27 protein-coding genes are annotated in these 25,546 nt (G+C 40.3%); 7 read left to right on the plus strand and 20 right to left on the minus strand.

Translation table 11 applies throughout. The features are described 5' to 3' along the window. Nucleotides 1-33 precede the first annotated feature (33 nt). The 10 genes from E6139_RS03230 to lepA all read right to left on the minus strand — a co-directional run bounded on the left by E6139_RS03230 (nt 34) and on the right by lepA (nt 10,707). Entirely contained in the window at nt 34-432 is a 399-nt protein-coding gene (locus tag E6139_RS03230; RefSeq protein WP_316401620.1) for a GNAT family N-acetyltransferase, read from the minus strand. A gap of 137 nt (nt 433-569) precedes the next feature. Further along, the gene (gene ribF / locus E6139_RS03235; protein ID WP_316401621.1) at nt 570-1,514 is read right to left on the minus strand and encodes a riboflavin biosynthesis protein RibF; all 945 of its coding nucleotides are present in this window, start codon (nt 1,512-1,514) and stop codon (nt 570-572) included. 200 nt (nt 1,515-1,714) lie between these two features. Continuing rightward, entirely contained in the window at nt 1,715-2,656 is a 942-nt protein-coding gene (truB, locus tag E6139_RS03240; RefSeq protein ID WP_316401622.1) for a tRNA pseudouridine(55) synthase TruB, read from the minus strand. A gap of 526 nt (nt 2,657-3,182) precedes the next feature. Beyond that, on the minus strand, nt 3,183-3,809 hold the full coding sequence (locus tag E6139_RS03245) for a hypothetical protein (protein WP_316401623.1): 627 nt from the start codon (nt 3,807-3,809) through the stop codon (nt 3,183-3,185). 38 nt (nt 3,810-3,847) lie between these two features. Next, on the minus strand, nt 3,848-4,231 hold the full coding sequence (locus tag E6139_RS03250) for a hypothetical protein (RefSeq protein ID WP_316401624.1): 384 nt from the start codon (nt 4,229-4,231) through the stop codon (nt 3,848-3,850). Between the two features lie 616 nt (nt 4,232-4,847). Then, nucleotides 4,848-5,594, minus strand: a complete 747-nt coding sequence (locus tag E6139_RS03255; RefSeq protein WP_316401625.1) for an ABC transporter permease — start codon at nt 5,592-5,594, stop codon at nt 4,848-4,850. Continuing rightward, entirely contained in the window at nt 5,594-6,445 is an 852-nt protein-coding gene (locus tag E6139_RS03260) for an ABC transporter ATP-binding protein (protein ID WP_316401626.1), read from the minus strand. Before E6139_RS03260 ends, E6139_RS03255 begins: the two co-directional genes overlap by 1 nt. Nucleotides 6,446-6,548: 103 nt before the next feature. After that, the gene (locus E6139_RS03265) at nt 6,549-7,877 is read right to left on the minus strand and encodes a sensor histidine kinase (protein WP_316401627.1); all 1,329 of its coding nucleotides are present in this window, start codon (nt 7,875-7,877) and stop codon (nt 6,549-6,551) included. 22 nt (nt 7,878-7,899) lie between these two features. Further along, nucleotides 7,900-8,637, minus strand: coding sequence for a DNA-binding response regulator (locus tag E6139_RS03270; protein WP_316401628.1), 738 nt, complete (start codon nt 8,635-8,637; stop codon nt 7,900-7,902). Nucleotides 8,638-8,868: 231 nt separating this feature from the next. After that, nucleotides 8,869-10,707, minus strand: a complete 1,839-nt coding sequence (gene lepA, locus E6139_RS03275) for a translation elongation factor 4 (protein ID WP_316401629.1) — start codon at nt 10,705-10,707, stop codon at nt 8,869-8,871. Between the two features lie 214 nt (nt 10,708-10,921). Here lepA and eis point away from each other — a divergent pair, with 214 nt between their 5' ends. Genes eis through E6139_RS03290 form a run of 3 tightly spaced genes read left to right on the plus strand, consistent with a single transcriptional unit; the run spans nt 10,922 to nt 13,287 of the window. Beyond that, a complete protein-coding gene (eis, locus tag E6139_RS03280; protein WP_316401630.1) occupies nt 10,922-12,139 on the plus strand; it encodes an enhanced intracellular survival protein Eis in 1,218 nt (405 codons plus the stop codon). Continuing rightward, a complete protein-coding gene (locus E6139_RS03285) occupies nt 12,126-12,635 on the plus strand; it encodes a nucleoside 2-deoxyribosyltransferase (protein ID WP_316401631.1) in 510 nt (169 codons plus the stop codon). Before eis ends, E6139_RS03285 begins: the two co-directional genes overlap by 14 nt. Further along, nucleotides 12,625-13,287 carry a hypothetical protein gene (locus E6139_RS03290; protein WP_316401632.1) on the plus strand — a complete coding sequence of 221 codons (663 nt, stop codon included), beginning with the start codon at nt 12,625-12,627 and terminating at the stop codon, nt 13,285-13,287. The genes E6139_RS03285 and E6139_RS03290 overlap by 11 nt, the downstream gene beginning before the upstream one ends. Nucleotides 13,288-13,328: 41 nt before the next feature. Here E6139_RS03290 and E6139_RS03295 read toward each other — a convergent pair whose 3' ends face one another. After that, nucleotides 13,329-13,820, minus strand: a complete 492-nt coding sequence (locus E6139_RS03295; protein WP_316401633.1) for a pyridoxamine 5'-phosphate oxidase family protein — start codon at nt 13,818-13,820, stop codon at nt 13,329-13,331. 212 nt (nt 13,821-14,032) lie between these two features. On the opposite strand from E6139_RS03295, the gene E6139_RS03300 reads away from it, so the two are divergent. Then, nucleotides 14,033-14,764: an HAD family hydrolase gene (locus E6139_RS03300; RefSeq protein ID WP_410470509.1), complete on the plus strand. Its 732-nt coding sequence runs from the start codon at nt 14,033-14,035 to the stop codon at nt 14,762-14,764. A gap of 35 nt (nt 14,765-14,799) precedes the next feature. Here E6139_RS03300 and E6139_RS03305 read toward each other — a convergent pair whose 3' ends face one another. From E6139_RS03305 to E6139_RS03325, 5 genes are all read right to left on the minus strand, one after another. Next, a complete protein-coding gene (locus E6139_RS03305) occupies nt 14,800-15,561 on the minus strand; it encodes a C39 family peptidase (RefSeq protein ID WP_316401635.1) in 762 nt (253 codons plus the stop codon). Nucleotides 15,562-15,656: 95 nt separating this feature from the next. Beyond that, a complete protein-coding gene (locus tag E6139_RS03310) occupies nt 15,657-16,343 on the minus strand; it encodes a hydrolase (RefSeq protein WP_316401636.1) in 687 nt (228 codons plus the stop codon). Between the two features lie 40 nt (nt 16,344-16,383). After that, nucleotides 16,384-16,998, minus strand: coding sequence for a glycoside hydrolase family 73 protein (locus E6139_RS03315; RefSeq protein WP_316401637.1), 615 nt, complete (start codon nt 16,996-16,998; stop codon nt 16,384-16,386). A gap of 9 nt (nt 16,999-17,007) precedes the next feature. Beyond that, a complete protein-coding gene (locus E6139_RS03320) occupies nt 17,008-17,790 on the minus strand; it encodes a M15 family metallopeptidase (protein ID WP_316401638.1) in 783 nt (260 codons plus the stop codon). Nucleotides 17,791-17,807: 17 nt separating this feature from the next. Continuing rightward, nucleotides 17,808-18,341: a hypothetical protein gene (locus E6139_RS03325; RefSeq protein WP_316401639.1), complete on the minus strand. Its 534-nt coding sequence runs from the start codon at nt 18,339-18,341 to the stop codon at nt 17,808-17,810. Nucleotides 18,342-18,516: 175 nt separating this feature from the next. Here E6139_RS03325 and E6139_RS03330 point away from each other — a divergent pair, with 175 nt between their 5' ends. Continuing rightward, nucleotides 18,517-19,476 (plus strand): Gfo/Idh/MocA family oxidoreductase, encoded by a 960-nt coding sequence (locus E6139_RS03330; protein WP_316401640.1) that lies wholly within the window; start codon nt 18,517-18,519, stop codon nt 19,474-19,476. A 99-nt stretch (nt 19,477-19,575) separates the two neighbouring features. Continuing rightward, the gene (locus tag E6139_RS03335) at nt 19,576-20,172 is read left to right on the plus strand and encodes an FUSC family protein (RefSeq protein WP_316401641.1); all 597 of its coding nucleotides are present in this window, start codon (nt 19,576-19,578) and stop codon (nt 20,170-20,172) included. A gap of 43 nt (nt 20,173-20,215) precedes the next feature. Here the strand turns inward: E6139_RS03335 and E6139_RS03340 are convergent, their stop codons facing one another. Further along, nucleotides 20,216-22,831 (minus strand): ABC transporter permease, encoded by a 2,616-nt coding sequence (locus tag E6139_RS03340; RefSeq protein ID WP_316401642.1) that lies wholly within the window; start codon nt 22,829-22,831, stop codon nt 20,216-20,218. Between the two features lie 12 nt (nt 22,832-22,843). After that, a complete protein-coding gene (locus E6139_RS03345; RefSeq protein ID WP_316401643.1) occupies nt 22,844-23,545 on the minus strand; it encodes an ABC transporter ATP-binding protein in 702 nt (233 codons plus the stop codon). A gap of 172 nt (nt 23,546-23,717) precedes the next feature. Between E6139_RS03345 and E6139_RS03350 the strand changes: the two genes are divergently transcribed. Beyond that, nucleotides 23,718-24,158, plus strand: coding sequence for a hypothetical protein (locus tag E6139_RS03350; protein WP_316401644.1), 441 nt, complete (start codon nt 23,718-23,720; stop codon nt 24,156-24,158). A gap of 35 nt (nt 24,159-24,193) precedes the next feature. Here the strand turns inward: E6139_RS03350 and E6139_RS03355 are convergent, their stop codons facing one another. Then, the gene (locus tag E6139_RS03355) at nt 24,194-24,715 is read right to left on the minus strand and encodes a nucleotidyltransferase domain-containing protein (protein ID WP_316401645.1); all 522 of its coding nucleotides are present in this window, start codon (nt 24,713-24,715) and stop codon (nt 24,194-24,196) included. A gap of 42 nt (nt 24,716-24,757) precedes the next feature. Then, nucleotides 24,758-25,459 (minus strand): gamma-glutamyl-gamma-aminobutyrate hydrolase family protein, encoded by a 702-nt coding sequence (locus E6139_RS03360; RefSeq protein WP_316401646.1) that lies wholly within the window; start codon nt 25,457-25,459, stop codon nt 24,758-24,760. Nucleotides 25,460-25,546: the final 87 nt, after the last annotated feature.

Here is a 25,546-nt window from a genome sequence, read left to right on the forward strand (position 1 = left end):
TGTTAAGGGAGAGTCAACGATTTTCTGAAACTTTTAGTGCGGCTTCACAATAAAGATCGTTCCCTCTTTTTGATACCCTTGCTTTTCATAATATGGATCGACATCACTCATTACATAAACCGTTTGCTCAGGAAAATCTTTACAGGCTTGCTCCATCAAATAGCGCCCATAATTTTTTCCACGACAATTATGATCTATTAATAGATCATAAACATATACGCCAAAGCCGTCATCTTCGCGGCAGCGGGCATACCCACAGATTTTTTCTTCTTCAAAAAGCAAGTAGGTGATCGATGTTTGAATCGCTCGTAAATAATTTTCTTTATTCTTCTCGTTACAGTATTCATTCCAATCGGCTTCTTTTTCCATCATAGCGAACAATTCCTCTGTATCACCTTTTTGATAAGGTCGAATGTACCAAGTTTTATCCATGAAGAACTCCTTTTTATTTTAATGATAGCATATGAGATATCCCTATAATCAAAAAAGTAGCCAAAGAAAAATAAAAAACCGAATGGACATATTCTATCAAACTCAATAAAATACATTCACTCGGCTTATATATAATTTTACTTTTTAAAATAATCTCTCGTTGCTTGCTCATCTGCTTCAAGCTGTCGGATCAATCCATCAGCGGATTCAAATGCCACTTGTCCCCGCAGCATATGGTACCAGCGTACTTTTACTTTTTCACCATAGATTTCTTGATTAAAATCCAAGATATTGATCTCAACTGTTAAGATGCGATTCGTTCCAAAGGTATCATTGTGTCCAATTGATCCCATCGCCGGATACCATTGATCGCCAACTTTGATTTTGTTGACGTAGACACCCTCTTTAGGCAACTTCATGTCATCAGGCACTTGGATATTCGCTGTTGGATAGCCTAGAGTTCTTCCCCGTGCTTCGCCATGAATCACCGTACCACTGATCTCGTAGACATAGCCTAACAGATGGTTGGCTTCATCTAGTCGTCCCTCAGATAATAAACGACGAATCCGTGACGAGCTGATTTTTTCCGTCTCATGGCCTTCGTTTTTTTTAGCGACGATCACTACTTCAAAACGATCCTTCGCATATTTAGGCAAATTCTCGGCATCCGCTGTCTGGTCTTTGCCAAAGTTGTAATCAAAGCCTGAGACTGCCACCTTTGCATGCAGTCCAACAATATACTGATCAACAAATGCTTGCGGCTCTAACGCCGCAAACGATGAAGTGAACGCAACTTCATATAAAAGGTCTACACCTAGCTCTGCCATGCGTTCTTCTTTTTGTTTCAAGGTTGAAAGATATTGGATTGGCTTGCTCTGCACTTGCTGAAAGACGATCGCCGGATGTTGATTGAAGGTCATTACTGCCAATTTTAAATTCTTTTCTTGCGCAATTTTCTTCCCAGTATTGATCACCTCTTGATGCCCTCGATGAACACCATCGAAGAAGCCTAAGACTAGTACACAGTCTCCTGCTGGAATTTCTGCTGGTTTATAAGGATGACGTAATTTAACAATTTCCATTTGCTATAGCTCCTAATCCATATTAATGTAATTATTTTTCTTACAGAAAAATAAAGCTGATCTTCATGCCGTATATCATCCAACTAGATCTTTTAACTTCGGTTTATCTTAGCTAGGGATTCGTTTTCTGGCAAGACGTACTGTGAAAAGTTGGACTGACACCTAATTCATATTAATCGAATGTTTTTTTCACCGCTATACTATTTTTGAAGAGCCGGACTGATCTCATTTCTGATCACTTTGCTAGGCTTTAATAGCCATTCTTTTTCTGGATGCTGACCGTATAGGCTGACTAGTTGGTTCTGATAGAAAAATGCAATCAAATCCCCCGGCATTTTTTTCAGACCAAAAGTCGCCATTGGCAACACTTGTCCATTTTTTACTTTCTGCCAATGGGCTTCTGTCAGATCAATTCTCGGAAAATCCTTCATCGCTTCCTCGATTGGCTGAAGTGCTTGGTCGATCTGCCCTTTTTCCATCAGCTCACTGACTTGTGCCAAAGTGACTGCTTGACCTACGGAAAATCCACCACTAGCTAAACGAGTTAAGTCTGACATATAAGCAGGATAGCCCAGCTTTGCGCCAAGATCTACTGCCAGCGTCCGAACATAGGTCCCTTTGCCGCAGGTAACTTGAAAACGCCAGCTTTGTGTTTTCGTTTCTTCATTATATTTTGGATCTGTTGTTCGTTGGAAGCTTTCGATCACAGCTTCACGCTTTGGTCGCTCGACCGTTTCTCCTGCACGTGCATATTCATAGAGCCGTCTGCCATTCACTTTGACCGCTGAATACATCGGTGGTACTTGTGTGATCTTTCCGATAAATGTAGCCATCATCTGATCAATCTCTTCTATTGATAAAGGAGTTTCGACTGTTTTAGTCTCAACAACTTCACCGCTGCGATCCTCCGTTGTCGTAGAAAAGCCCAAAGTGATTTCACCTTCATAAACTTTTCCACTATCCTGTAAATATTCAATCACTTTAGTCCCTTTACCAATGCAAATAGGCAGTACACCATCGACATCAGGATCCAGGGTCCCTCCATGTCCAATCTTTTTTGTTTGTAGAATCTTTCGTAATTTAAAGACACAGTCATGACTTGTCATGCCGCGTTCCTTCCATAACGGCAAGATACCGTCCATCGCTGTTTCCTCATTTCATTTTATATAATCAACGCTCCCATTATAGCATAGCTTTTCAGAGAATTGGCAAGCCAACTCTGACTCATTATTCTTTCGTTCTGATATTGAATCCACGGCAAAAAAGATATGCCTTTCAGCATACCTGCGAACTGGTATTAAGCGTTCTTTCCTTCTTTTGGATCAAATGGAACCCATCACAAATAAGCCTAACAGTCTCCATAATTTTTTAACAAAGGAACAGCTTCATAATAGAGACCATCCTCAAAGCGAACAAGCTCATGCAGTAGCCCTGCCGCAAATTCTTCGTGAGTCAAAATCAACGTGATCCTCTACTCAAGAACCAGGTTAGCGCGCACTCCTCTGATTTCTTTTTGGAGGATTCACTTCGATGTTCTTCACAAGAATTAACGATTCTTATCGCCTAGATCGCTCTGTTGAGTCAACCAAAATGGCAGCTTTAATACACCACAGTCCTTGCAGCCAATCCGCGGTAATTGGCTGGTACGGTCCTTAGGTATTTATAGATTTATTCTAGCCACCTTCGCTTTTTCAAACGGTCCCAGAGGCTCTGTTTTTCTCGCTGATCCTGCGGTGGTGAGGCGTTGGCTTTTTCCTCTATCTCCTCTTTGAGCTGTACCAGCAGCTCGATACGGACAGGGTTCTCCTCATTGTGGATATTCGCTTCAATCGGCTTGCCGCCCTCCGGCACTTTAGAGACGATTAATGCGCGTTTTTGTTCTTGAAACAGATGATTCAGCTTGAAGCCCAATGGTAATTCCAGCACTTGTTTCAATACAGTCGGTTCGACCATTTTCTCTTCAATGACTGTTAACTTGAACTCTTTAAACGATGGTTTTGGCTGTTCACTAACGACTACATGCTCGTTCACAGGCGCAGCATTAGTCATATCAATTTCTATCACTTCATCGCTGCTATTATCAAAAATTATCCGGTCGAATTCTTCGAAAAAGCTGGCGGTGATGACTTTATCAAATAATCGGGCGTCTTTCTTATTCCGAAAAAGATCGACCGTTGTTAGTTTCTCCAGTGAGGCCCTGATTTTTTCCGGTTCAATGTTGGTATTGGCTTTTTTGACCCGCAGCTTATGCTTTCTGCCTAAACTATTCTCAAATTTTGCGACTAGATCTGCCATATTCTCCCCTCCTTATCCGTTCGATTTTTTGGTCCTGTTCATGAGCCTACCAATCCCTGCAACGGTTCTTTAATGAATTGGCTGATGACTTTTTCGATTTTTTCTTTGACAAATGATTTGGCCGCAAATAAACGCAGGCTGACAACTTTCCATTCTTTCGAAGAAAAATAATTCTTGAAATAAATATAATAGCGGCGCAGCGTACGCGAAGTCTTGCTTTTCATCAGGATTCTCCGGACCAGTTCCATCATGCAGAAAGAAAAATCTTCTTCTGCCAGTTCATCTCGTACCTGAAGCGCTACCAAAATTTGGATCGTTTGTTTTGCGTCATGGGTGTCATTAAAGTATTGATCCATTCGCTTTTCAATCGTTTTGCGTTTAAGCGAAAAGATCTGAGTGGGTGTAAATAGTGGCTTTTCCATCGTCGTTTCCTCCTTGTTTGATTCGAATGCCGTGTATCCTTCAACGAAAGTGTACAAGTTGAAGAGACATTCTTTTTTGTCTTATTTCATTTTTCTCTGTGATCACGCCTCGACTATAATCCTATAAATCAATAGTTGTCAAACCACCAAAAGCCCCTTTTTGTTATTTAACAAGGAAGTAAGTACTGTCTCTTTAAAGATGATAGAAAATGTAAAATTAATTTTTAAATTTCAAAAAAAAGAACTAATAGAAGACGTTCCAAATGGGTATTTTAACATTCATTGAACATTATCAAATGGACGCATAATCAATTTTCACAACGTTGTTTTATAGCCTTTTAAGCCCCTATAGCACTACTTGTAGAACAAGTTTTTTTTTGTTAATCGCGATCTTTTTCACCTAAATAATAAGCACAAGGCTCCAAAATTGAATCTTCAACGATTCTTTTATCACAAATCTCTTCAATAACAGTCTTTCAACTCGTGCAGTAATAATTTTCCTATGAACTAGCAGCTCTCATTGGATAGTTCCTACTGACAATAAATACAAAAAAGCATAAACAGAAATTCTGTCTATGCTTGAAGTTAATATTATTTCATCTGGATTTGAATGAACTTACTCTCTTTCAAAACCACTTTTTCTATAGCACGAGATAAACAAAATTGAAATCAACAGCAGCTCTACAATCAGCACCAGCCAGCTTTGAATATTAAGCGATTGTTTACTGCCTTCAGCCAACGCATTGACTAGATTACCGACGATCCCTGTATACATTAAATTAGAAAATTTACTTAAGGATTCCATGATACTGCTGAATACGGGTATCATCATGAGTACCAAGATAAAAACTGTACAGCTGTTACTAGCAGCCATTTGATTTTTTGCGAATAAGCCGATCAGCATTCCCAACACACAACTGGTCAATCCAGCCACGGCAGTTACCACTAAATAAAGACCCAAGTTCACTGTTCGCAACTCAATACCACTCAAAAACAGAACAATCAAGTTGATGAAAAATGAGACGGTGAAGGAAGGAATAACGGAACTGATAAAATATTCCGAACCGTTCACTGAAGAGGTCATTAGCGTTCGCAAGGTATTTTTTTCCTTGTCTTTCGCTAACATCGTTGCTGGCATCATCATTGAAACACTCGTTAAGTTCATTAATAGTCCCAGATTTAAAACCATCCCTATTAACATCGGCGGCATCGCTTTGCCATCTAAAAGATTTTGATAAACTAAGCGCATCACCAGAGTCAATAATGGGACCATACTGCCAGTAATCAAAAAAGTTTTGTTGCGAAACAGCTCCTTAAATTTGAAGCGCGTCAATACTGCTATTTTCTTCATGGATAAACTCATTAGCTCAACTCCCTCCCTGTTACTGATAGAAATACATGCTCCAAGGTTGGTTCACAGGAATGGATCGCTTCAATTTGATCCTCCGTAATCCATTGCGATAGTTTCAAACTATTCTCTCGATTGTGTGGTAACAGTATTTCTTCTTTTGTTTTCAGTAGGATTCGGTATTGTTTATCCGAATTATGCCGCAAACAAATATCTTGTGGTGAACCAAGCTCAACAATTTTGCCATCATTTAACAAAGCTACCTGTTCACAAAGCTTCGTTGCTTCATCCATATTGTGCGTTGTTAGGAAGATGCCCATGCCTGTTTCCTTCAATTCTAATAATAGGCGATGAATCTCTAAGGCTGTTGTCGGATCCAATCCTGATGTCGGTTCATCTAAAAACAACACTTTTGGTCGATGTAAAATAGCTCGTGCTAAAATCAAACGCTGCTGTTGTCCCTTTGATAGCTTCGCCGCAGGTTGCTTTTTCTGTTCAATTAACCCGACTTTTTTTAACAAACGATCGATCTCTTTAGGCTCGACATTTAATAGCTGTGCGAACAGCTGCAAGTTTTCATAGACACTGAATTCTTCATATAATCCACTCGTATCTGTCACGATTCCGATATTTTCGTAGATCTTCTCATCTAGCTTTCTCGTATCTCTGCCTAATATCACGGCTTCTCCCGAGCTTTGCTCCAGCTGCCCTGTGACAATTTTGATCGTCGTGGTTTTCCCTGAACCTGAAGGACCTAAAAAACCTAGAATTTCTCCACCATGCAGTGTCATGCTGATATCTTTTAGCGCCTGCTTATGAGCATAATTCTTAGAGATATGACGGATTTTTAACACTTCTTCTTTCATTTACTTATCCCTCCCTAGTACTAACTGTAAATTGAAAAGGATAATTGTTGGGATACTTGTCATAAAAAGGCAGAAAATCGTCATTATTGACGATTCCCTGCCTTTAGCTTATTTTGAAGTTCATCATTTGGATAAATTCCTTTTTCTCCACACGAGTTTCCAACCAGATGTCGGGATAGCGACGAATGATCTCTTTCAGGTTAACGAGTCCGAGACCGCGTTTTTCTCCTTTGGTCGAGTAATCGGCTGACCAAATTCGCTGAAGATCGACTTTTTGACTGATGGGATTTTTTACAATGAAGGTCAATCGGTTGTTTTCTTTTAGCAACACGATTGACACTTGGGGGCGCTGTTCTCTGGCAGCCGCCTCAATAGCATTATCCATCAATATGCCGCCGCATCTCAGCATATCAGAAATCTCCATCGGAATCGTTTTGATAGGCACCATCACTTCTACCGTGAGCAGCACCCCAAGTTTCTCCGCTTGCATGATTTTCGCCATAATCAGCGTTTTCAACTCGATCACTTCAATATTCATTAACTGATTCATCTGTTGAACATTGACTTGAATTTCCTGATCCATCTTCAACATCTTCTTGCTAATGAACTCCTGTGCCGCTTCCAAATCACCATTTTCGATTTGCGCATACAATCCAGTCGCCACATTTTTATAATCATGATGAATCTTTCGCAGATCCAATTGAATTGCTTCCAAACGATTCATATAGGATTGCTGCTGCAAAATCAACGCCTCCGACTCCTTCAAACGTTGTTCCCGCATAAACTCCCGAAATAAAAACAAATATACAGCGAAAACAAGACAGTAGTAAAGTGTATAAAAGCCTATGTATACTGCACTAAAATCATCCCCAATAAAACCGTAACCAAAAACCTCAATAAAACAGTTCATGAAAGTCATAACCAGCGCGATGATCAACGCCATTCGAGGATACTCAAAAATTTTCCTTAAAATAAAATAGACATTTGTCTTTGAAAGTAAGTAATAAATCAGTGAAATCACTATAAATAAAATACCGTTGGTTAACAAACTTCTTGTGCTCCACCCAACCCCTGGAGCAATGAAATTTACAAGTTTTAAGACCCAGTTTGTCAGCACTAAACAAAGCATTGAACTCATCATCCCCAAAAAGTAAATGACCCGAATATCAATCGTTTTAAAAATATAACGATGGAGTAATAAGGATGGCACCGTATTAACAACAGCGTTAAATAGGATCATAATTACAATCGGCCAGTTGGAGGTTAAGTAGAAAACACCTCCATACAGCGCAGACAAACCTAAATACATGAGGATGAAAAAAGAGCGTTTGCTTTTCTCTCCCGAAACATAACTTATTAGTTGGTACTCAACCATGTTGATAGTCATAAAACTAACCGCCATAATTGCTAATTCCAATAAAACTTGCTGCATAAGCGCCTCCTCTTCAAATCCATTATGGTAATTGATCCTTCTTCAAAAGTTTCCTCCCGGCACGTGACATCAAGCAGACCGAACCACCTTTCATGACCACCGTATTATCAGAGTAATTGATCTGGCTGATTTTTCTCTTTTGCACTAAATAAGAACGATGAATTTTTACAAAATCTTCTGAGAGCTCCTGTTGAATCTTCTTCATCTCTCCGCGAAACTCCAATTGACGAGTCTCAGTATGCAAAATTACTCGGTGATCTCCGATCGTTTCCAAAAAAAGCAAATCCTCCATCGGAATCTGATAAACACTGTCAGCTACCTTTACGGTGAAATAGCTTTGTGAAGAAGGCGTTTCTCGTGACAGTAAATGTTGAATTTCCAGTAAACACTCCTTCAATTGCGGATTCAGTTTATCCGGTACATCTTTATAAAGATAGTTCAACGCTTCCAACCGATACTTAAAGGTATCCGCCATCAACTCTTCGTGTGTTGTAACGAAAATTAAGAACCCCCTTGTATCACTGTTGCGAATTTCTTTAGCTAGCGTAAATCCGTTATACTTTTCATGCTTCAAATCAACGTCCAAAAAATAAATTGCCCGTTTAGTATGACTTTCTCGATGAGTGATGAGCTCGTTTGGATCTCCTGTCACCAATACAATCTCCATATCAAGATCATTAATCATGATCAGATTACTAATCAGCTTACCCAAGTAGTCACGCGTTTCTTTGATATCATCACAGATGTAAATTGGTACCATTAACCATCAGCTACTTTCATTCCTAGTTAATTTTAAGTGTAGCATTCCCCAGTTGATCAATCCACATTAAATTATTGTTGTTTTTTAATTTAAGTTACTTTAAGTTTATTATCACAAAATAAAAAGCTGCATCGCCGATTTGAGACGATACAGCTTGACTTATTCTAGATAAGATATATTCACTACTTAGTAAAAGTATTTTAATTTGGCATCAAGTTTCCAAACAAACCCTTATTTCTTCTTAGGTTCATCCTCATCCATTTTCAGAACGGCCATGAACGCCTCCTGCGGTACTTCAACGGAACCGATCTGTTTCATCCGCTTCTTACCTTCTTTTTGCTTCTCTAGTAATTTACGTTTACGAGAGACGTCCCCGCCGTAACATTTCGCCAATACGTTTTTACGCAAAGCTTTGATATCGGTACGGGCAACGATCTTCGTGCCGATAGTTGCTTGGATCGGAACTTCGAATTGTTGGCGTGGAATCAAGGTTCTTAATTTATCGACGATGGCACGCCCGCGTTCTTGTGCAAATTCACGGTGAACGATGAAGCTCAAGGCATCGACTTTTTCTGCATTCAACAGAATGTCCATTTTGACTAGGCGGCTTTCACGATAATCGGCCAACTCATAATCTAGTGAAGCATAACCTTTTGTGCTTGATTTCAATTTATCGAAGAAATCAAAGACGATTTCTGATAACGGAATATGGTAAACAACATTTACCCGATAATCATCTAAGTAATCCATCGTGATAAATTCGCCGCGTTTCCGTTGAGAAAGCTCCATGACAGCACCAACGTATTCGTTCGGCACCATGATATTTGCTTTCACGTATGGTTCTTCAACATTTTGAATAGTCGAAGGATCGGGGAAAGCAGCTGGATTATCGACCACTAACTGTGTGCCATCGGTCAAGTTTACATGATAGATAACGGATGGTGCAGTCGTGATTAATTCAAGATTGAACTCGCGTTCCAAACGTTCTTGGACGACATCCATGTGCAGCAAGCCTAAGAAGCCGCAGCGGAAACCAAAGCCAAGAGCTTGAGAGGTTTCTGGTTCAAATTGTAAGGCCGCATCGTTCAATTGCAGTTTTTCCAATGCTTCACGCAAATCATTATAGCGAGAGGTGTCGATCGGATACAGACCACAGAACACCATCGGATTCATCGTGCGATAGCCATCTAACGCCTCTTCAGCTGGATTATTAGCCAGTGTCACAGTATCACCGACACGGGTATCTTGAACGGATTTGATGCTGGCAGTGATATAACCAACGTCACCTACCATCAAGTAATCCCGTTGAACAGCTTTTGGTGAGAATACTCCGACTTCTGTCACATCAAAGGTTTTACCGTTACTCATCAGTTGAATTTTATCACCGGGGCGAACGATTCCATCTGTAATACGAACATTTAAAACAACACCACGATAACTATCATATACCGAATCAAAGATCAACGCTTTTAGAGGAGCGTCCAATTCCCCGCTTGGAGCAGGAACATTCGTCACGATTTGCTCTAAAATTTCTTCGATTCCGATACCTGTTTTGGCACTCGCCAAAACTGCGTCCTCAGCGTCAATCCCGATCACGTCTTCGATTTCCTTACGAACACGTTCTGGATCAGCGGCTGGCAAATCGATTTTATTGATGACTGGCAAGATTTCCAAATCATTATCTAGCGCCAAATAAACATTCGCTAAAGTTTGCGCTTCGATTCCTTGTGCCGCGTCTACAACTAGGACTGCCCCTTCACAGGCTGCCAAGCTTCGTGAAACTTCATAGGTGAAGTCGACGTGTCCTGGTGTGTCGATCAAATGGAAGATATATGTTTGTCCATCTTTAGCAGTATAATGCAATTCCACCGCATTCAATTTAATCGTGATTCCGCGTTCACGTTCAAGATCCATTGAGTCCAACAATTGCTCTTGCATCTCTCGGGAACTTACGGTGTTGGTTTGTTCTAGGATCCGGTCAGCCAGAGTCGACTTCCCGTGATCAATATGCGCGATGATCGAAAAGTTACGAATCATCTCTTGGCGTTTCTTCATTTCTTCTATATTCATCAAAGTTCCTCATTTCTTTTAATCAGCACTGTCAATTATACCAACGATCGGAATAGAAAAAAAGTCTTTTCCCCTATTTCTAAAAGTCAGTAAGAGAAATATCATTCTGGTTTTGCTATACTTAGAATATAGGATAAATTTGAGGCTCAAATCTACTAGCTATTTTGAGTAGTTTAGTAGAATGGCTCACCTAATGATAATGGGAGATGAAAAAATGGATAATGACTTTAGGAAACAACTAGTCTTAAAGCCAGTCGGTGAAGAGCATTTGGCTCAATATGATGAGTTGTTGAGTTATGTTTTTCAAGTAACCGAAAGTGACATTGAAAACAGCGGATACGAAAATAAACGGGAGATGGTTCGTGCGAAAAAACCGGTCTTGGAGCAATCGAAAGTTTTTGGCTGGTTCCATGAGGACAAACTGATTTCTCAGATCGCGATCTACCCCTGCGAAGTCAATATTCACGGAAAGCTGTGTCAAATGGGCGGAGTGACCGGAGTCGGTACTTATCCCGAATATGCCAACCACGGATTAATGAAGGATTTAATCAAAAAGGCATTAGTCCAGATGCGCGAGGATCAGCAATGGATCTCGTACCTGTATCCTTACAATATCCCCTACTATCGCCGCAAAGGCTGGGAGATCATGTCTGATAAGCTCAGCTTCAAGATCAAAGATACCCAATTACCGAAGCAAGTGGATTTGCCAGGCATTGTTGAACGCAGAGAGGTCGATGATCCAGATGTTTATCAGGTCTATCATGAGTTTGCCCTAAACAATCATGGGGCAATGATCCGCAAAGAATTGAACTGGGAAGAGTATTGGCGTTTCGAAAATGAAGAGGAACGTATCGCGGCGATTTATTACGATGCAGACAAGAAACCAACCGGGGTACTCTTTTACTGGATTTCTGATGAGGTCTTCCATATCAAAGAAATGTTCTATCTAAACCAAGAAGCTCGCAATGGTCTTTGGAACTTTATCAGTGCTCATTTTTCGATGGTTTATTGGGTCAAAGGTGATATTTTTAAAAATGAACCACTGTCCTTCTTGCTGGACGATAGCGAGATCACCGAAACGATCGCTCCCTTCTTTATGGCGCGAATCGTCGACGTGAAGGAATTTTTATTGGGATACCCATTTGAGAAACCGGTCGATCCTTTCTATTTTGTCGTGGAAGACCCGGTTGCCGAATGGAACAACGGTATTTTCGCCCTTAGCTGGAATGAAGCTGGCGAATTGAGTATTTCCGATCAACCGAAGGGAAAACGAATCGGTTTGAACATCCAGACATTAACCTGTATGCTGATGAATTATCGGCGGGCAGCTTATCTCGCTCGAATTGAGCGGCTGGAAGCCGACAAAAAGGCAATAGAATTATTAGAAACAACGATCCCAGATATGGAGGCTTATTTTAGTGACTACTTCTAAACACATTTACTTCGCCGCACCGTTATTTGCACAAAGCGACTTATTTTATAATAAATACTTAGTTGAAAAAATTCGTGAACTTGATCCAGAACTGACTATTTACTTACCGCAGGAAAATGAGGGCATTAATGATAAATCGGCTTACGCTGACAGTAAAATGATTGCACTCGCCGATACCGAGGAAGTGCTGAAAAGTGATCTGATGGTTGCTTTATTGGATGGCTTAACAATTGATGCCGGTGTTGCTTCCGAAATCGGTGTGGCTTACGCCAAAGGAATCCCTGTCATCGCCTTATATACAGATTCACGCCAGCAAGGCGCTGACAATCACAAAAAGCTGGAAGCATTGCAAACACCAGCCGAAAATCAATTTCATTACTTGAACCTTTATACAGTCGGACTGATCAAACTGAATGGAACGATCGTCAGCACGGAAGAAGCGTTATTGGAACAAATCAAATCTTTTATAGAAGGTAGTGATTTCCATGACTTATAAAAAATATCGCTTAGGTCTCTTGATCTTTGCTGCACTTTGTTTGATTTATAATATATACGAATTTGTGATCGGCAAATATTCTACGAAACAAGGTGTCATCTTTGTGATTGAATGTTTAGCCGGTGTGGTCTTGATTTTCTTACCTGAAATCATTACAAAATTATTCAAGATTGTTTTACCTGATAAAATTGTTTATTTCTATTGGTTTTTCTTAGTCATCTCGGTCTTCTTAGGAACTTCACTGCATATGATCTCGATCGTTTCCTTCTGGGATAAGATTCTGCACACTGTTAGTCCAATGGTCTTGACGGCAATGGGCTATGGATTGATTGGCTTCTTTATGAAGGACGCCGACATCAGTAAAACATCTCCTTGGCTCTTTCTGCTATTTGGCTTTGCCTTTGCTGGCGTATGTGGCGTCTTTTGGGAGTTCTGGGAGTTTCTCTGTGACACGGTCGCTGATATGAATCTTCAACGTTATGCTACTTCTGCTGGTAAATTATTAGTTGGTCGTGAAGCACTGATGGATACGATGGGCGATCTGCTAACCAATACTATCGGCGCGGTCTTGATGGGTATTTACGCCAGAGTTCAGAGCCGTGGGAACGCTGCTCATTTTGAAGAATATCGTTTAAAAAAAATCAGTAAATAAAAAGTTTCCCAACCGTTTTAATCATGCGGCTGGGAAACTTTTTATTTATCGTCCGGATGAACATTTTCCTTCATCGTGTAAGAATCTAACGTGATTTTGATGATCCCTGTACGCTTTAGCATAGCTTCAGGAATTTCATCATAATCGGCTCCTTTTGCGGCATGATCCATTAAGAGGATCAAAGCTTTTCTTCTCTCTTCCAGATCCTCTAAAAGCTCTGCCGTGCCGAAACCGATCAAGCTTTGGTACGCATAGGAATAGGTTGCCGCATTCCTGTTGCCTTCAACCAACTTGTGATTTCCATCCATTTCAATCGCAACTTTTGGATTATCTTTGATCATCGACACCTTTTTCCCTTCATTGGCGCCATGTACATATAAGTTCAGCTGTTCATCTTTCCACTCATACCCATAGTTTACTGGAACTACATAAGGGTAATCTTCTCCGTTTAGTGCGATGCGGACTACCTGTGATTTCTCCACAAGATTTTTGATTGTTTCTAAATCCGTAACTTGTCTTTTTTTTCTGCGCATAGCTCTTCTCCGCCTCTCAGATTCTTTATTCTAATCATAATAGATTAGAATTCAAAAAGAAATCTTTTTTTAGTTAAAAAAACTGAAAATTGATAGACTGCGGTTTGTCTTTTTTAGTAGTAAAAACCTTTTCTAATCAACGATTTTACCCTTTTTTTGTGTGATTTTTTGTACTAAAATAGCTACTGTAATTATTTGAAAATTTGCTGAAAATGAAAGGCGTGTCGATTTTGATTGAAACTGTCGTATTTGATATCGATGATACTATCTACGATCAACAAGAACCATTTCGCAAGGCTGTCCAAAAATTATTTCCTTTAGTAAGCGAGGAAGATATGCTTCCGCTTTATACTCGTTTTCGCGTCCACAGTGATGCAAACTTTAACAAAGTCATCACACAGGAATGGACATTGGAGTACATGCGTTCCCATCGCATCAGCCAGTCTTTGAAGGATTTAGACTATCCTCATATTACAGATGAAGATGCATTGACTTTCCAAGAGGTTTATGAAGACGAACTTGATGCCATCACGATGCACCAAGAAGTTGAAAAAACCTTGGACTTTTTAAAAGCAAAAAAAGTGCCTGTCAGCATTATCACTAATGGACCAACAGATCATCAGTACAAAAAGATTTTACAATTAGGATTGTTGAACTGGGTCGATGAAGACAATATCATCATCTCGCAAGCGACAGGCTATGAAAAGCCTGATGTTGAAATCTTTGATCTTGGCAAGAAACAATTTTCTTTGAATCCTGAAAACTCGTTATATGTCGGCGACAATTTCAACAATGATGTGATCGGTTCGAAACGAGCAGGCTGGCAATCTCTTTGGTTAAACCATCGTAATCGCCAATTGCCAAAAGGAACTTCGCAGATTCAGGATATCGAACTGACCTCTTTCGATCAATTATTACCAACCTTCCAACATATTTTTGCATAAGAAAAAGGCACGGAAAAGTTTCGTGCCTTCTTTATTTAGATTAAATAAAGGGATTCGCTCCCCATTAACTGATAAATCTCCTCAAAGTCATTACGATCGACGATTCGATTTTTATATCCATATGGATCATTGACATACACATTTTCTTCATCTACACCAGTAATAACTACCGCATGGCATAATGGAGATATCTCTACTTCGCCACTAGTGGTTTGCCAAATCTGGAGGTCATCAGCTGTTGGTATTTGAAAATCAACGGTAGTCACTACCCAAACAGGTGATCCAGCTTGCACAATAGTTGTTAACTCCTCAAATGAGGTATCACTGCTTGCAACGACCGTCTGATTATCTTGGACGATGTCGTTAGCTACTTCAGCGATTGGTTCGACAGCTACACCCATTGCCTCATACCCTTCATAAATATTTCCGACAAAACCATCATGGGGATTCCCATGGATATCCGCGGCTTCATCTTCATAAAGGGGGACATAATTCAGCCTTTCGGCCAGATCATTTTTATTCGTTCCGTATCCATAATAATTTAATAGCATAGATAGTGCTGTAATCTCACAACCATTTTCCAATGGCGTCTCACCAGTGTTTTGATTTTCCAGCGGTACATCAATTAATTTGTTAGTCGACAGCTCGGCCTCCGCTAGGACTACTTTTGCTTTTGAAGTGGAAACTGTTTGACTGCTTGCCGGTGAACTATTTGTTTTACTTAGAATAATAATTCCACCGCAAAGAAAAAGTGTAAGGATAGCTAAATAGTTAATTACTTTTTTGATTTTGCTCACCCCACCTTCCTTATCTTTAAGGTAAGTATTGCAAATAAAACTTAAATGAAACTAAAAAAGAGTATCGAAAACCATTACTGGTTTTCGATACTCTTTTATTGATGATCATCATCGTATTCCATTTTTCGATATTTTTCCATCTTCTTACTGAAGAGAACACCATTTGATGGTGGCGTATAAGTAATCGCATTCGCCCCAGCATCAATCGTTGCTTCAATAGTCTCTTCATCTGGTCCGCCAGTTGCAATGATAGGCAGATCTGGATACGTTTCTCGAAAATGCTTTACTGCATCGACTGTATCTTTACCCGCACTAATATTAATAATGGCAACACCCGCAGCTAACTTCTCTTCGATCTTCGAATACTTCGATGTGACTGTTGCTATCACAGGGACATCGACGACATCATAGACTGCTTGGATCGTTTCTACCGGAGTCGGGCCATTCACGACAACGCCTAAACTTCCTTGAGATTCTGCAAACATACCCATATAAGCTGAGCGAGCACCATGAGTTAAGCCTCCGGCTACTCCAGAAAAAACTGGAATGTCCGCTGCCTCGATAATGCTTTTCGTAATTGCAGGGTGCGGTGTAAACGGATAAACAGCAATAACTGCATCCGCATCTGTATTTCGAATAATCGCGATATCAGTAGTAAAGATAATCGAACGAATTTTTTTGCCAAAGATCACAATCCCTGAAGCCTTCTCGATCACTTTCGGTACTCGCACGATATCTTTTCGCAACTCAGTCATAATTTCCGGTACATTGTTTTCTGCCATAGCATCCATCTCCCTAACGAATTTATCTAACTCAAGTTTACTATGAATGATCGTACTGATCCAAGTTATATGTTTCAATCACACTGATGATTTTATTGGCATAATCAGGATCAGTCGCATATCCGGCAGCTTGCAAAGCTTGGGCAGCTTGTTTATAGTCGGTCGCAATCAGCACTCCCTCATAAAGCTTCGGATCCCAGTTCGTTCCATTCACAAAAAGCATCGTGTGGTCATCCAAAGATTCTTCCCATGAGTTATAGACTTTAAAGTCTCCCTGGACGGTAATCCACTGCTCGTTGACAAATTCCTTCGTTTCCAGGCTGACTTTCGGTTGATTACCGGATGCTTTGATACCGAACAGATTTTTATATTGGCTGGCCAATTGTGACTGCCCCCAATTAGATTCTAAAATAGCTTGGCCCAATATAATGCTGGGCAGCACGCCGTATCCTTGCTGTAGTTGCTTTGCGTGGGGAACTAATTGATCGATGAATCCTTGGCGGGAAACCGTCTCTTCTTGCTGTTGGTTTTCAGCGCCGGAATCAGATAATGTATGTAAAGAAAAAACGAAAGCCAAACCAATTACTAAGATTCCCGCAAAAATAAGCGGGATCGAAGTGTTGGACTTCCGTTTTTTATAGGTCTTTTTAGGCATAGTGCCTCCTTACTTGGCTGACAAATCTTTCAAAAATTCTTCTAAGGTCAGATCATGTTTTGCGATATACTCAGCATTTTCCTTACCGACATATCGAATATGCCATGGTTCATAAGTAATGCCCGTGATATCCTGACGATCCTTTAGGTAACGGATGATAAAGCCGTATTTTGGTGCATTTTCAGCGATCCATTTGGCACCTGGCTGATCGCCATATGAAGCGTCTAAAACTTGTCCTGAATAGGAATTATACCAATCCTGATCAACGATATCGATCGCCAAACCAGTATGATGTTCACTATAGCCAGGCTCAGTAATCGTTTCTTTCGTTTTCGCTGTCGCTTCTTCTTCAGTCATTCCATTGCTGCTCATTAAGCCATTGACGTTTGTATTAAAGACTTCTACTTGTGATTCTACAGAACGAAAAGCGGAGATCACCACAAGCGGAAACCCTGCCTCTGTGGCTGCTTCAGAAAAAGCTTCATAGTCTTTAGCGATTCGACTGTCGACCTGATGACTGTTATCTGACAATGTAGTCAACTGACTTTCAGCAACTTCTTTTTCAATCTTATTTTTCGGTCCTACCAGCACTAGATTCCAATCGGTAGCCTTAGAATCAGGCAACGCTTTTTGAACAGCATTCTTTTTCTTAGTAGTCTTCTTCTTTTCGAATGAATAAGTCGTAGCAGTTTCTTTTTTCGCATCCGATTCTGCTGGAGTGCTGTAAAAAAGCGAATAGGCGGTCATTCCAAACATAATAATGACTGAAAGCAGTCCTACTGTTTTTTTCAATTTAAAAAATCCTCTCGTTAATCGTCAAGCGATGTGTATGTTTCCGTTAGGTTCTCATTCACCCAATCAAGCAATGCTGTCTTTTTATGTGCACTGGCGATTTGATTTTGGATATGAGCCGGTAAACGAAAGCTAAGTATATCACTATAGCCCCAATTATCATAATCGATCGTTACCCGCAGGTCGATAAAATCTGTATTTTCTTCTTCATTTTTATTTTTAAATGGAATCATTTCCACTTGGGCTAAACCGCTGGCGATCCATTTTTGTGCGACAATCGTCTTCATCTCACGATATTCAGCCACCGCCGTTGGTCGTTTTTCAGGGAATAAAAATGTTTGACGAATGACTTTTTGACTCAACATCCATTCGTAATCACTGAACAGGTTTTTGATTTTTTGATTTGCTTCCGGCGATAAATTGTTTTGACCTGCTTTCCATTGCTGCCATTGCACTTCGTTAACGCCTAAATAATCCTCATAAAAGTCTTGCTCGGTATGAAATTGTTCAAAAATTGCACTGATTACTAAATCTAAATAAATTTGATTCACGAAAAATCCCTCCTTACCTATTCTACTGAATTTTTAGAAAAAATACACCTCTTTGGCAAATGGATTGAAATATTTTAATATTTACTGCTATACTTTGGAAAAAGCATCCGTTTTTTTCTCTTTTTTTGAACATTGAACAAAAAAGAAACTTAATTTTAATTCTAGGAGGAGCACTATGATTGAACTACAATGGGGCATCGTCGGACTTGGCGGCATCGCCCACAGTTTTGCAGAAAACTTTGATCAAACAACTAGTAAACTAACCGCTTGTGCCTCGCGTACGTTAGAAAAAGCCGAAGAGTTCGCTAGGCAATACAACTTGCCGAAAGCTTATGGCAGCTACGATGAATTGCTGGCTGATGATGATATTTCTATTATATATATAGCTGTCCCAAATCGCCAGCACCATCAGCATATTATCCAGGCTCTAGAGGCAGGTAAACATGTTTTATGTGAAAAAGCGATTACGATGACTTTGGCCGAATTGCAATCAGCGATCGAGTTGGCGGAACAAAAACAGTTGATTTTAGCTGAAGCAATGACGATCTTCAACATGCCATTGTATCATGAGCTCCACGCACTGATGGATAGTGGTCGTTTAGGTGATTTAAAAATGATCCAAGCGCCTTTTGGCAGCTACAAAGATCCCGATCCAACGAATCGTTTCTTCAATCCCGAACTGGCTGGCGGCGCCCTGCTCGATATCGGAACCTATGCTGTTTCCTTTGCTCGCTGGTTTTTAAGCGAGCAGCCAGAGGTAATTGCTTCTACCATGATCCCATTTTCTACTGGAGTGGATGAACAGTCAGTGACAATCTTACGAAATGAAAAGAACGAACTTGCGACAGTCAGCCTGACCTTCCAAGCCAAGATGCCGAAAAAGGGCATTGTCGCCTTTGAGAATGGTTACTTAACGATCGATGAATATCCACGTGCTGACAAGGCGGAACTCTTTTTCAACGATGGGACCACCGAACTGATCGAATCTGGATTCTCCGGCAACGCGATGAATTACGAGATCGAGAACATGGTAAAAATGATCCAGGGTGAACTGCCAAATAAATCGCTCTTCTTCACAAAAGATGTGATCGATATTTTGGATCAAATGCAGCAAAAATGGCAGCGAACTCAATAAAACTACTAACAAAAGGTATTGTTTAAGCAATGCCTTTTGTTTTTTTGTCAAACATCCGCTAAACTATTAAGTATAAAGAAAAGAAAGAGGGAGGAAAAATTGCAAATTGGTCGTTTTCGTTTAGGTATGCGAACGATAAAAACTGCATTAGCTGTCATGCTGTGCATCCTTTTATTCCATGTAACCGATCGTGGTTCTCCTTTGATCGCTGCACTAGCTGCTGTTTTTTCTCTGCGGCAAGATTTGACGACTAGTATTTCCTTTGGTCGCTCACGAGTGTTGGGAAATTCCCTCGGCGGATTGTTAGCCTTGATTTTCTATTACATCCAATCCTTTTTTAAAAATGATTTTTTAATCGAGTTGTTTGTCCTGCCCTTGTTCGTCGTTTTAGTCATTGTGCTCTCTGATGGACTCAATAATAACTCTGGGATCATTTCAGCAATCGCCACCATGCTGTTGATTGCTTTAAGTATTCCACAAGGAGAATCCTTTCTCTATGCGTTGAATCGTGTACTGGATACGTTTATCGGAACGATTATCGGTATTTCATTGAATGGCGCGATCACTCCTCAGACAGACGAGAAGGAAAAGCAAATCAAAGAAGATTTGGTCGTGCTTCGTAAAAAGGAAGCCGATCTGAATAAAATGCTGTATGATGTACGCAAACAAATAAAGGATCAGACCCATAACAAATAGGTCTGATCCTTTTGCCTGTCCAACTGTTCACAGTTCTCGTTTGCTAGTCATTGGCTTTCAAAGCCTCGATCATATCAATCTTCTTCAGTCGGAAGTACATAATCACGCCGACAACCAGAGTGAAAAATAGCGTAATCAAACTGGCATAAAAATAGCTGAGTGGTTGAATGTCTGGTGAAAACATTGTCATATCCAATTCAACAGTTTGCAAAATATAGCCATGTTCAATCTTCCCGAGAAATAGTCCTAAGAATATCCCCATCAAGGTAAGCAGGATGTTCTCTCGATAGACATAACGAACGACTTCGCCATCATAAAAGCCCAGAACTTTAATGGTAGACAATTCTCTAATCCGTTCCGAGATGTTAATATTCGTCAAGTTATACAATACGATGAAAGCCAAGAGGCCTGCTGAAACGATCAACACCCACATTATGATATTTAGGCTTTTCACTGTATCCTTCAAGGTATCACGTGATTTTGTCATAAAACTGACATTGGCGATTTCAGCCTTCTTCATTAATTGTCTAGCTATTTGATTTTCAGCCTTTTTACTAGGCTCTTTGCTAAATAGTAAAAGATCCGTATTATAAGCCGGCTTCTCATGAAAGATTTTTTTGTAATACTTCGGAGTCATGTATATGAAGTGACCAACATAATTCTCTGCGACACCAGTAACTTTTACCTTATAGCTTTTGCCAGAGATTGATTTGATGCGCAATGAACTTCCCTCTTTTAGCTCAAAAAGTTTAGCGAGCTTTTCATTGATGATAACTCCCTCATCAATCAAGGAGTAATGCTTGTCTGTTTTTCTATTTCTAAATGATATAAATTCACTCAGATTTTCAATCTGTTTAGGGACAGAGAGATTGATCTCCTGTTTAGAAACTTCGGCAGTCTGTGCTGTGTAAGTTTCTATAGAAACAAATAGATGGTCTTGAAAGTTTGATAAAGTGTCCAACTCTTTTTCATAATTTTGCTCTTCCTCGCTAGAAGGCGGTTCCGTGAAAACGGTTGTCCCTTGATAATGCCACAGTTTATCAAATTGCAGGGTAACGATGTCACCGATCGAATCCCGCAAACCGAATCCAGTAATAATCATGGACATACATCCAGCAATGCCGATAACCGTCATCAACATCCGTTGTTTGTACCGAAATAAATTCCGCAAAGTCACCTTTTGACTGAAAGATAGACGTTTCCAGATAACTGTTACACGCTCCAAAAAGATTCGTTTCCCACTTTTGGGGGCTTTTGGTTGCATCAAAATTGCCGGTGTTGCTCTAAGGTCATAGCGTAAAACCAGCCAAGCCGAACCGACAGAACATGTCAAAGCTACCGCCAATGCGATCAAAGCGTAAGACAGATACCACGGTGTTAAGACATTTTCCAAATTATATAGCTGTCCATAGGCGTTAAAAATAATTACCGGCAACAGATAAAAACCTACTGCGAGACCTATTAGTGTCCCAATTCCACCTGCCAAGGTAGCGTAAAGTAGATACTTCTCTGCAATTTCTCCATTTCGATATCCTAATGCTTTGAATGTTCCTAATTCATTGCGTTTCTCCTCTACCATTCTAGTCATCGTTGTCAATGTAACCAGAGCGGCAATCAAGAAAAATATCCAAGGAAACACCGAGGCAAGTGAGGAAATTCGCTGCGCATTATCTTCAAACTCACTGTAGCCAGGATTCTCATTACGAGCAAATAGATGGTATTCTGGGGCGGACAACTGATTGATCCGCTGCTGTTGCTTGTCAAAAATCGCTATTTGTTTAGGAATCTCAGGATTTAATGCAGTTAAGCTAGCTACTTGCTCCGGAGAAAGATCATTAATATCCAACGAAGTTTGTTGCTGGAATTTTTGCTTTTCCTGATCCAGTAGGGCTTGTTGCTCCTTTTTGATATCGGCTAAACGTGTCGGCGCGATTTTCTTCAAGATGTTTTTCAAATCCTTTTGATCTCGCTTCAAGCGTTTCTCATATTGATCTGAATAGGCATCGCTTTTCATTAAATCCTTAAAACGAATCAATGCCTCTGAGTAAGTGGTCTGTTTAAAGTTTTCAGGCAATACGAAGGCAAAACAGTCGATCGATCCCTTTCCTACAGTCGTATTTCCCCGTGAGATATTTTCGATAAACTCTGGGCTTTTAACAAAACCTACAATTTTAAAGCGTTCTCTATTAAACGTTCGGTTTCCCTCATCAGAAGACAAATCAAACACTTGGTTTAGCTTATAACCCTTTTCTCTGCCAAAATCGTCAATCACAATTTCGTTATCTTTTTTTGGCAGTCGTCCCTCTGTAACAACGACTCGATTCAACGTTTGTTTGGAATCATAGCTGAAAATACGGAAAACCTGGTCCTCTTTACTCAAGTTGATGTCTTGAAAATAGCGACCTTCTGCTTTCACACCTTCCGTTTTTTCGATTCTTTCAATCTCATTATCGTTAACACCTAGAGATGAGACCAATCGGATATCGGCCAAGTTCTGTTTCTGATAATAGCTGCTGGCAGTCTTCAACATATCCGGTCCAGTCGCCAGTAATCCAACGTAAAAAGCGACACCTAAGAAAATGATGCCTAAAATAGAAAAGAAGCGGGTCTTTGATTGTCGAATTTCACGCCAATTGGTCTTTCGCATCGCTTTTTTCATCTTACTTACCTCTTACCATTGAATGTCTTCAATTGATTGAGGGTGATCATTTAATTCCTCGCTGCGAACCCGAGCATCGTTGATCCGAATGACCCGATCAGCCATCGGTGCGATCGCTGAATTATGGGTGATAATCACAACTGTTGTTCCGTTTTCCCGCGCAGTGTCCTGTAAAATTTTTAGAATCTGCTTTCCTGTTTCAAAATCCAATGCCCCTGTAGGCTCATCACACAATAAGAGTTTTGGTCGTTTTGCCAACGCACGCGCGATCGTCACCCGCTGCTGCTCTCCGCCTGATAATTGTGCAGGGAAATTGTCCATCCGCTCACCCAAGCCAACCGACTGAAGAACAGCTTCAGGCTCCAACGCATCCGATACAATTTGGGACGCGAGCTCAACATTTTCCTTTGCCGTTAAGTTAGGCACCAGATTGTAAAATTGGAAAACAAATCCCACATCGTTACGACGATAGGTTGTTAACTCTTTATCACTGAAAGTAGCGATATCGGTCCCATCTACAACGACTTTCCCTTCGTCGCAACTATCCATTCCGCCTAAAATGTTTAGTACCGTAGATTTCCCCGCACCACTGGGACCAAGAATCACCGCAACCTCTCCTTTTTCGATCGAGAAATTTATTTTTTCATTTGCTTTAATGATGGTTTCACCCATCTTATAATGTTTGCTTTCATCAATTAAATCAATATATGACATATTGTCATCCTCCTCTGTCAACAATCGCCATGAAATGGCTTTATTCTCTTTTTAGTTTACCATAGCAAAAAAAAAAGCCAACGACAGATGCCGCCGCGAAAAAAATCCTTTTTAGAAACTAATTGAAAACTGCAGTTTTTGATTACATAATAGAGAAAAGGAGGCTTCAATCATGAAAGAGTGTATCGAATGCTACGCAATCAATAATCGCGCAACCCCGTTACTTGGTAAAAGAGAATGTCTGGAGACGCATGAACAGTATATCTGCGGGACTTGCGGCAGATGCATCTGTTGTCAAAAAGATAACAAGCGTCAATTACGGCGCATCGACTTTCCCTTTAAAAGTGTCGAGATCGCCCAGCTTTATTTACGAGTCGCGGACTACCTTCAAGAAGCGTCCTGCGGTATTTATGAAATAATCAGCGAATCCGGACGAAAATCCTATAAAATATTTGCTGATGACAAAGCTTTTTCTGACTATCTGACAAAAAATAAGAAGAAGCACGCCGATCAACCGCAGGCCCTGTATCGTCGATCAGCGCATCAAGCATTTCCAAAAACAGAAGTTCGAATGCTTACTCCAAAGGAAATTGAAGCATATTTATCTGAATAATTGATCAAGCGAAATCTTGATTCACCATTCTGAATTTATTCTTGTTCTTTCCCTTGTGGATAGACCTCATTCAAGTTTTTTAAATCGATCTGGTCGATTTCTCGCTGTTCGTATCCGCTATGAAACAAACGCTGGCCTTCCACGCTGACACACGGAATCCTTCGTCCATCAAAGCTGCTTTCCGTAAACCAGTCAGAGCTTAGTTCGAACCAGCCCCCTGCCGGATTCGCTTGCTTCATCATTCCTGGTTCGCTGAGATCAAAGGGATGCAAATCAAGGTAACCGTATTGGGGATGGTACAATTCCACACGCGTTGGTCGTTCATCTATCACGATTTTATAACCTTGCTCCGCCAGTTTTTCCAGTAATTCAGATTCTGCATTAGCATCAAAATCGATATCAATATCTCGATGATCTCTCGTCTGTTTTCCAATTAGGATATCTATTCCCCAGCCGCCTTCAACCCAATAGCGGATATTTAATTCGTCTAGTAAATCAATGATCAAACGCAGACTATTCTTATCGGCAAGGACAGTCTCGTTACCTTCTGATCTCATACTGTGTTCCTCCAGTTATTTTTTAAGCTGATTACCTCATAATTACTCGCAAGCACCCAGGAAAGCGTCCATTAACGCGCGGTTTTCTATAGTAGAAGCGCTGAAGAATTCAGGGTGCCACTGAACGCCTAAAACAAATTTTTTCTTTGGCTCAAAGATCCCCTCTACCAATCCATCTGTCGAAACAGCCGTTGCTTCCACTCCGGTACCTAAGTCTTTAATTGCCTGATGATGATAGCTGTTTACTCCTAATTTATCTCGCTTCAGAATTTGCTGCAGTAAGGTATTATCGATTAACTCCACCTCATGTTGAACGTGATCGTAAGGCCGCTTCATTTGATGATTGATGCTTGTTTCAAATTCACTTGGCAAATCCTGATAAAGTGTCCCGCCGTATAGAACATTTAATAATTGTACGCCTCGGCAAATAGCTAGTAATGGTTTATCCCTAGCGATTACTTCCTTCATGAAAAAAAATTCCAACTCATCCCGAATCTGACTTTGTGGACCACAAGCTCCCAGTTTTTCTTCATTGTATATCGATGGTGCGATATCCTGTCCACCTGTAAAGAGAAAACCATCACAAATAGATAAAAACGGGAATAATGTGCTTTTATTATTCGTCAGCGGTAAAATCAAAGGAACCCCGCCATTTTCTTCGATCAACTTTAAATAGCCAGGCAACATCCAAATACTTTCACGTTCTTCGTCATATAATGGCATGACTCCAATTAATGGTTTCATAGCTCTCTCCTTCTAGATAAACTTCGTCAATTTTGAACTCATATGTCGCTCATAAAACTTGTGCCAAAAATTTTACCATAAAAAGTG

The sequence above is a fragment of the Enterococcus sp. genome (genome assembly GCF_032555305.1).
In the GTDB taxonomy this organism is placed as follows: Bacteria; Bacillota; Bacilli; order Lactobacillales; family Enterococcaceae; genus Enterococcus_A.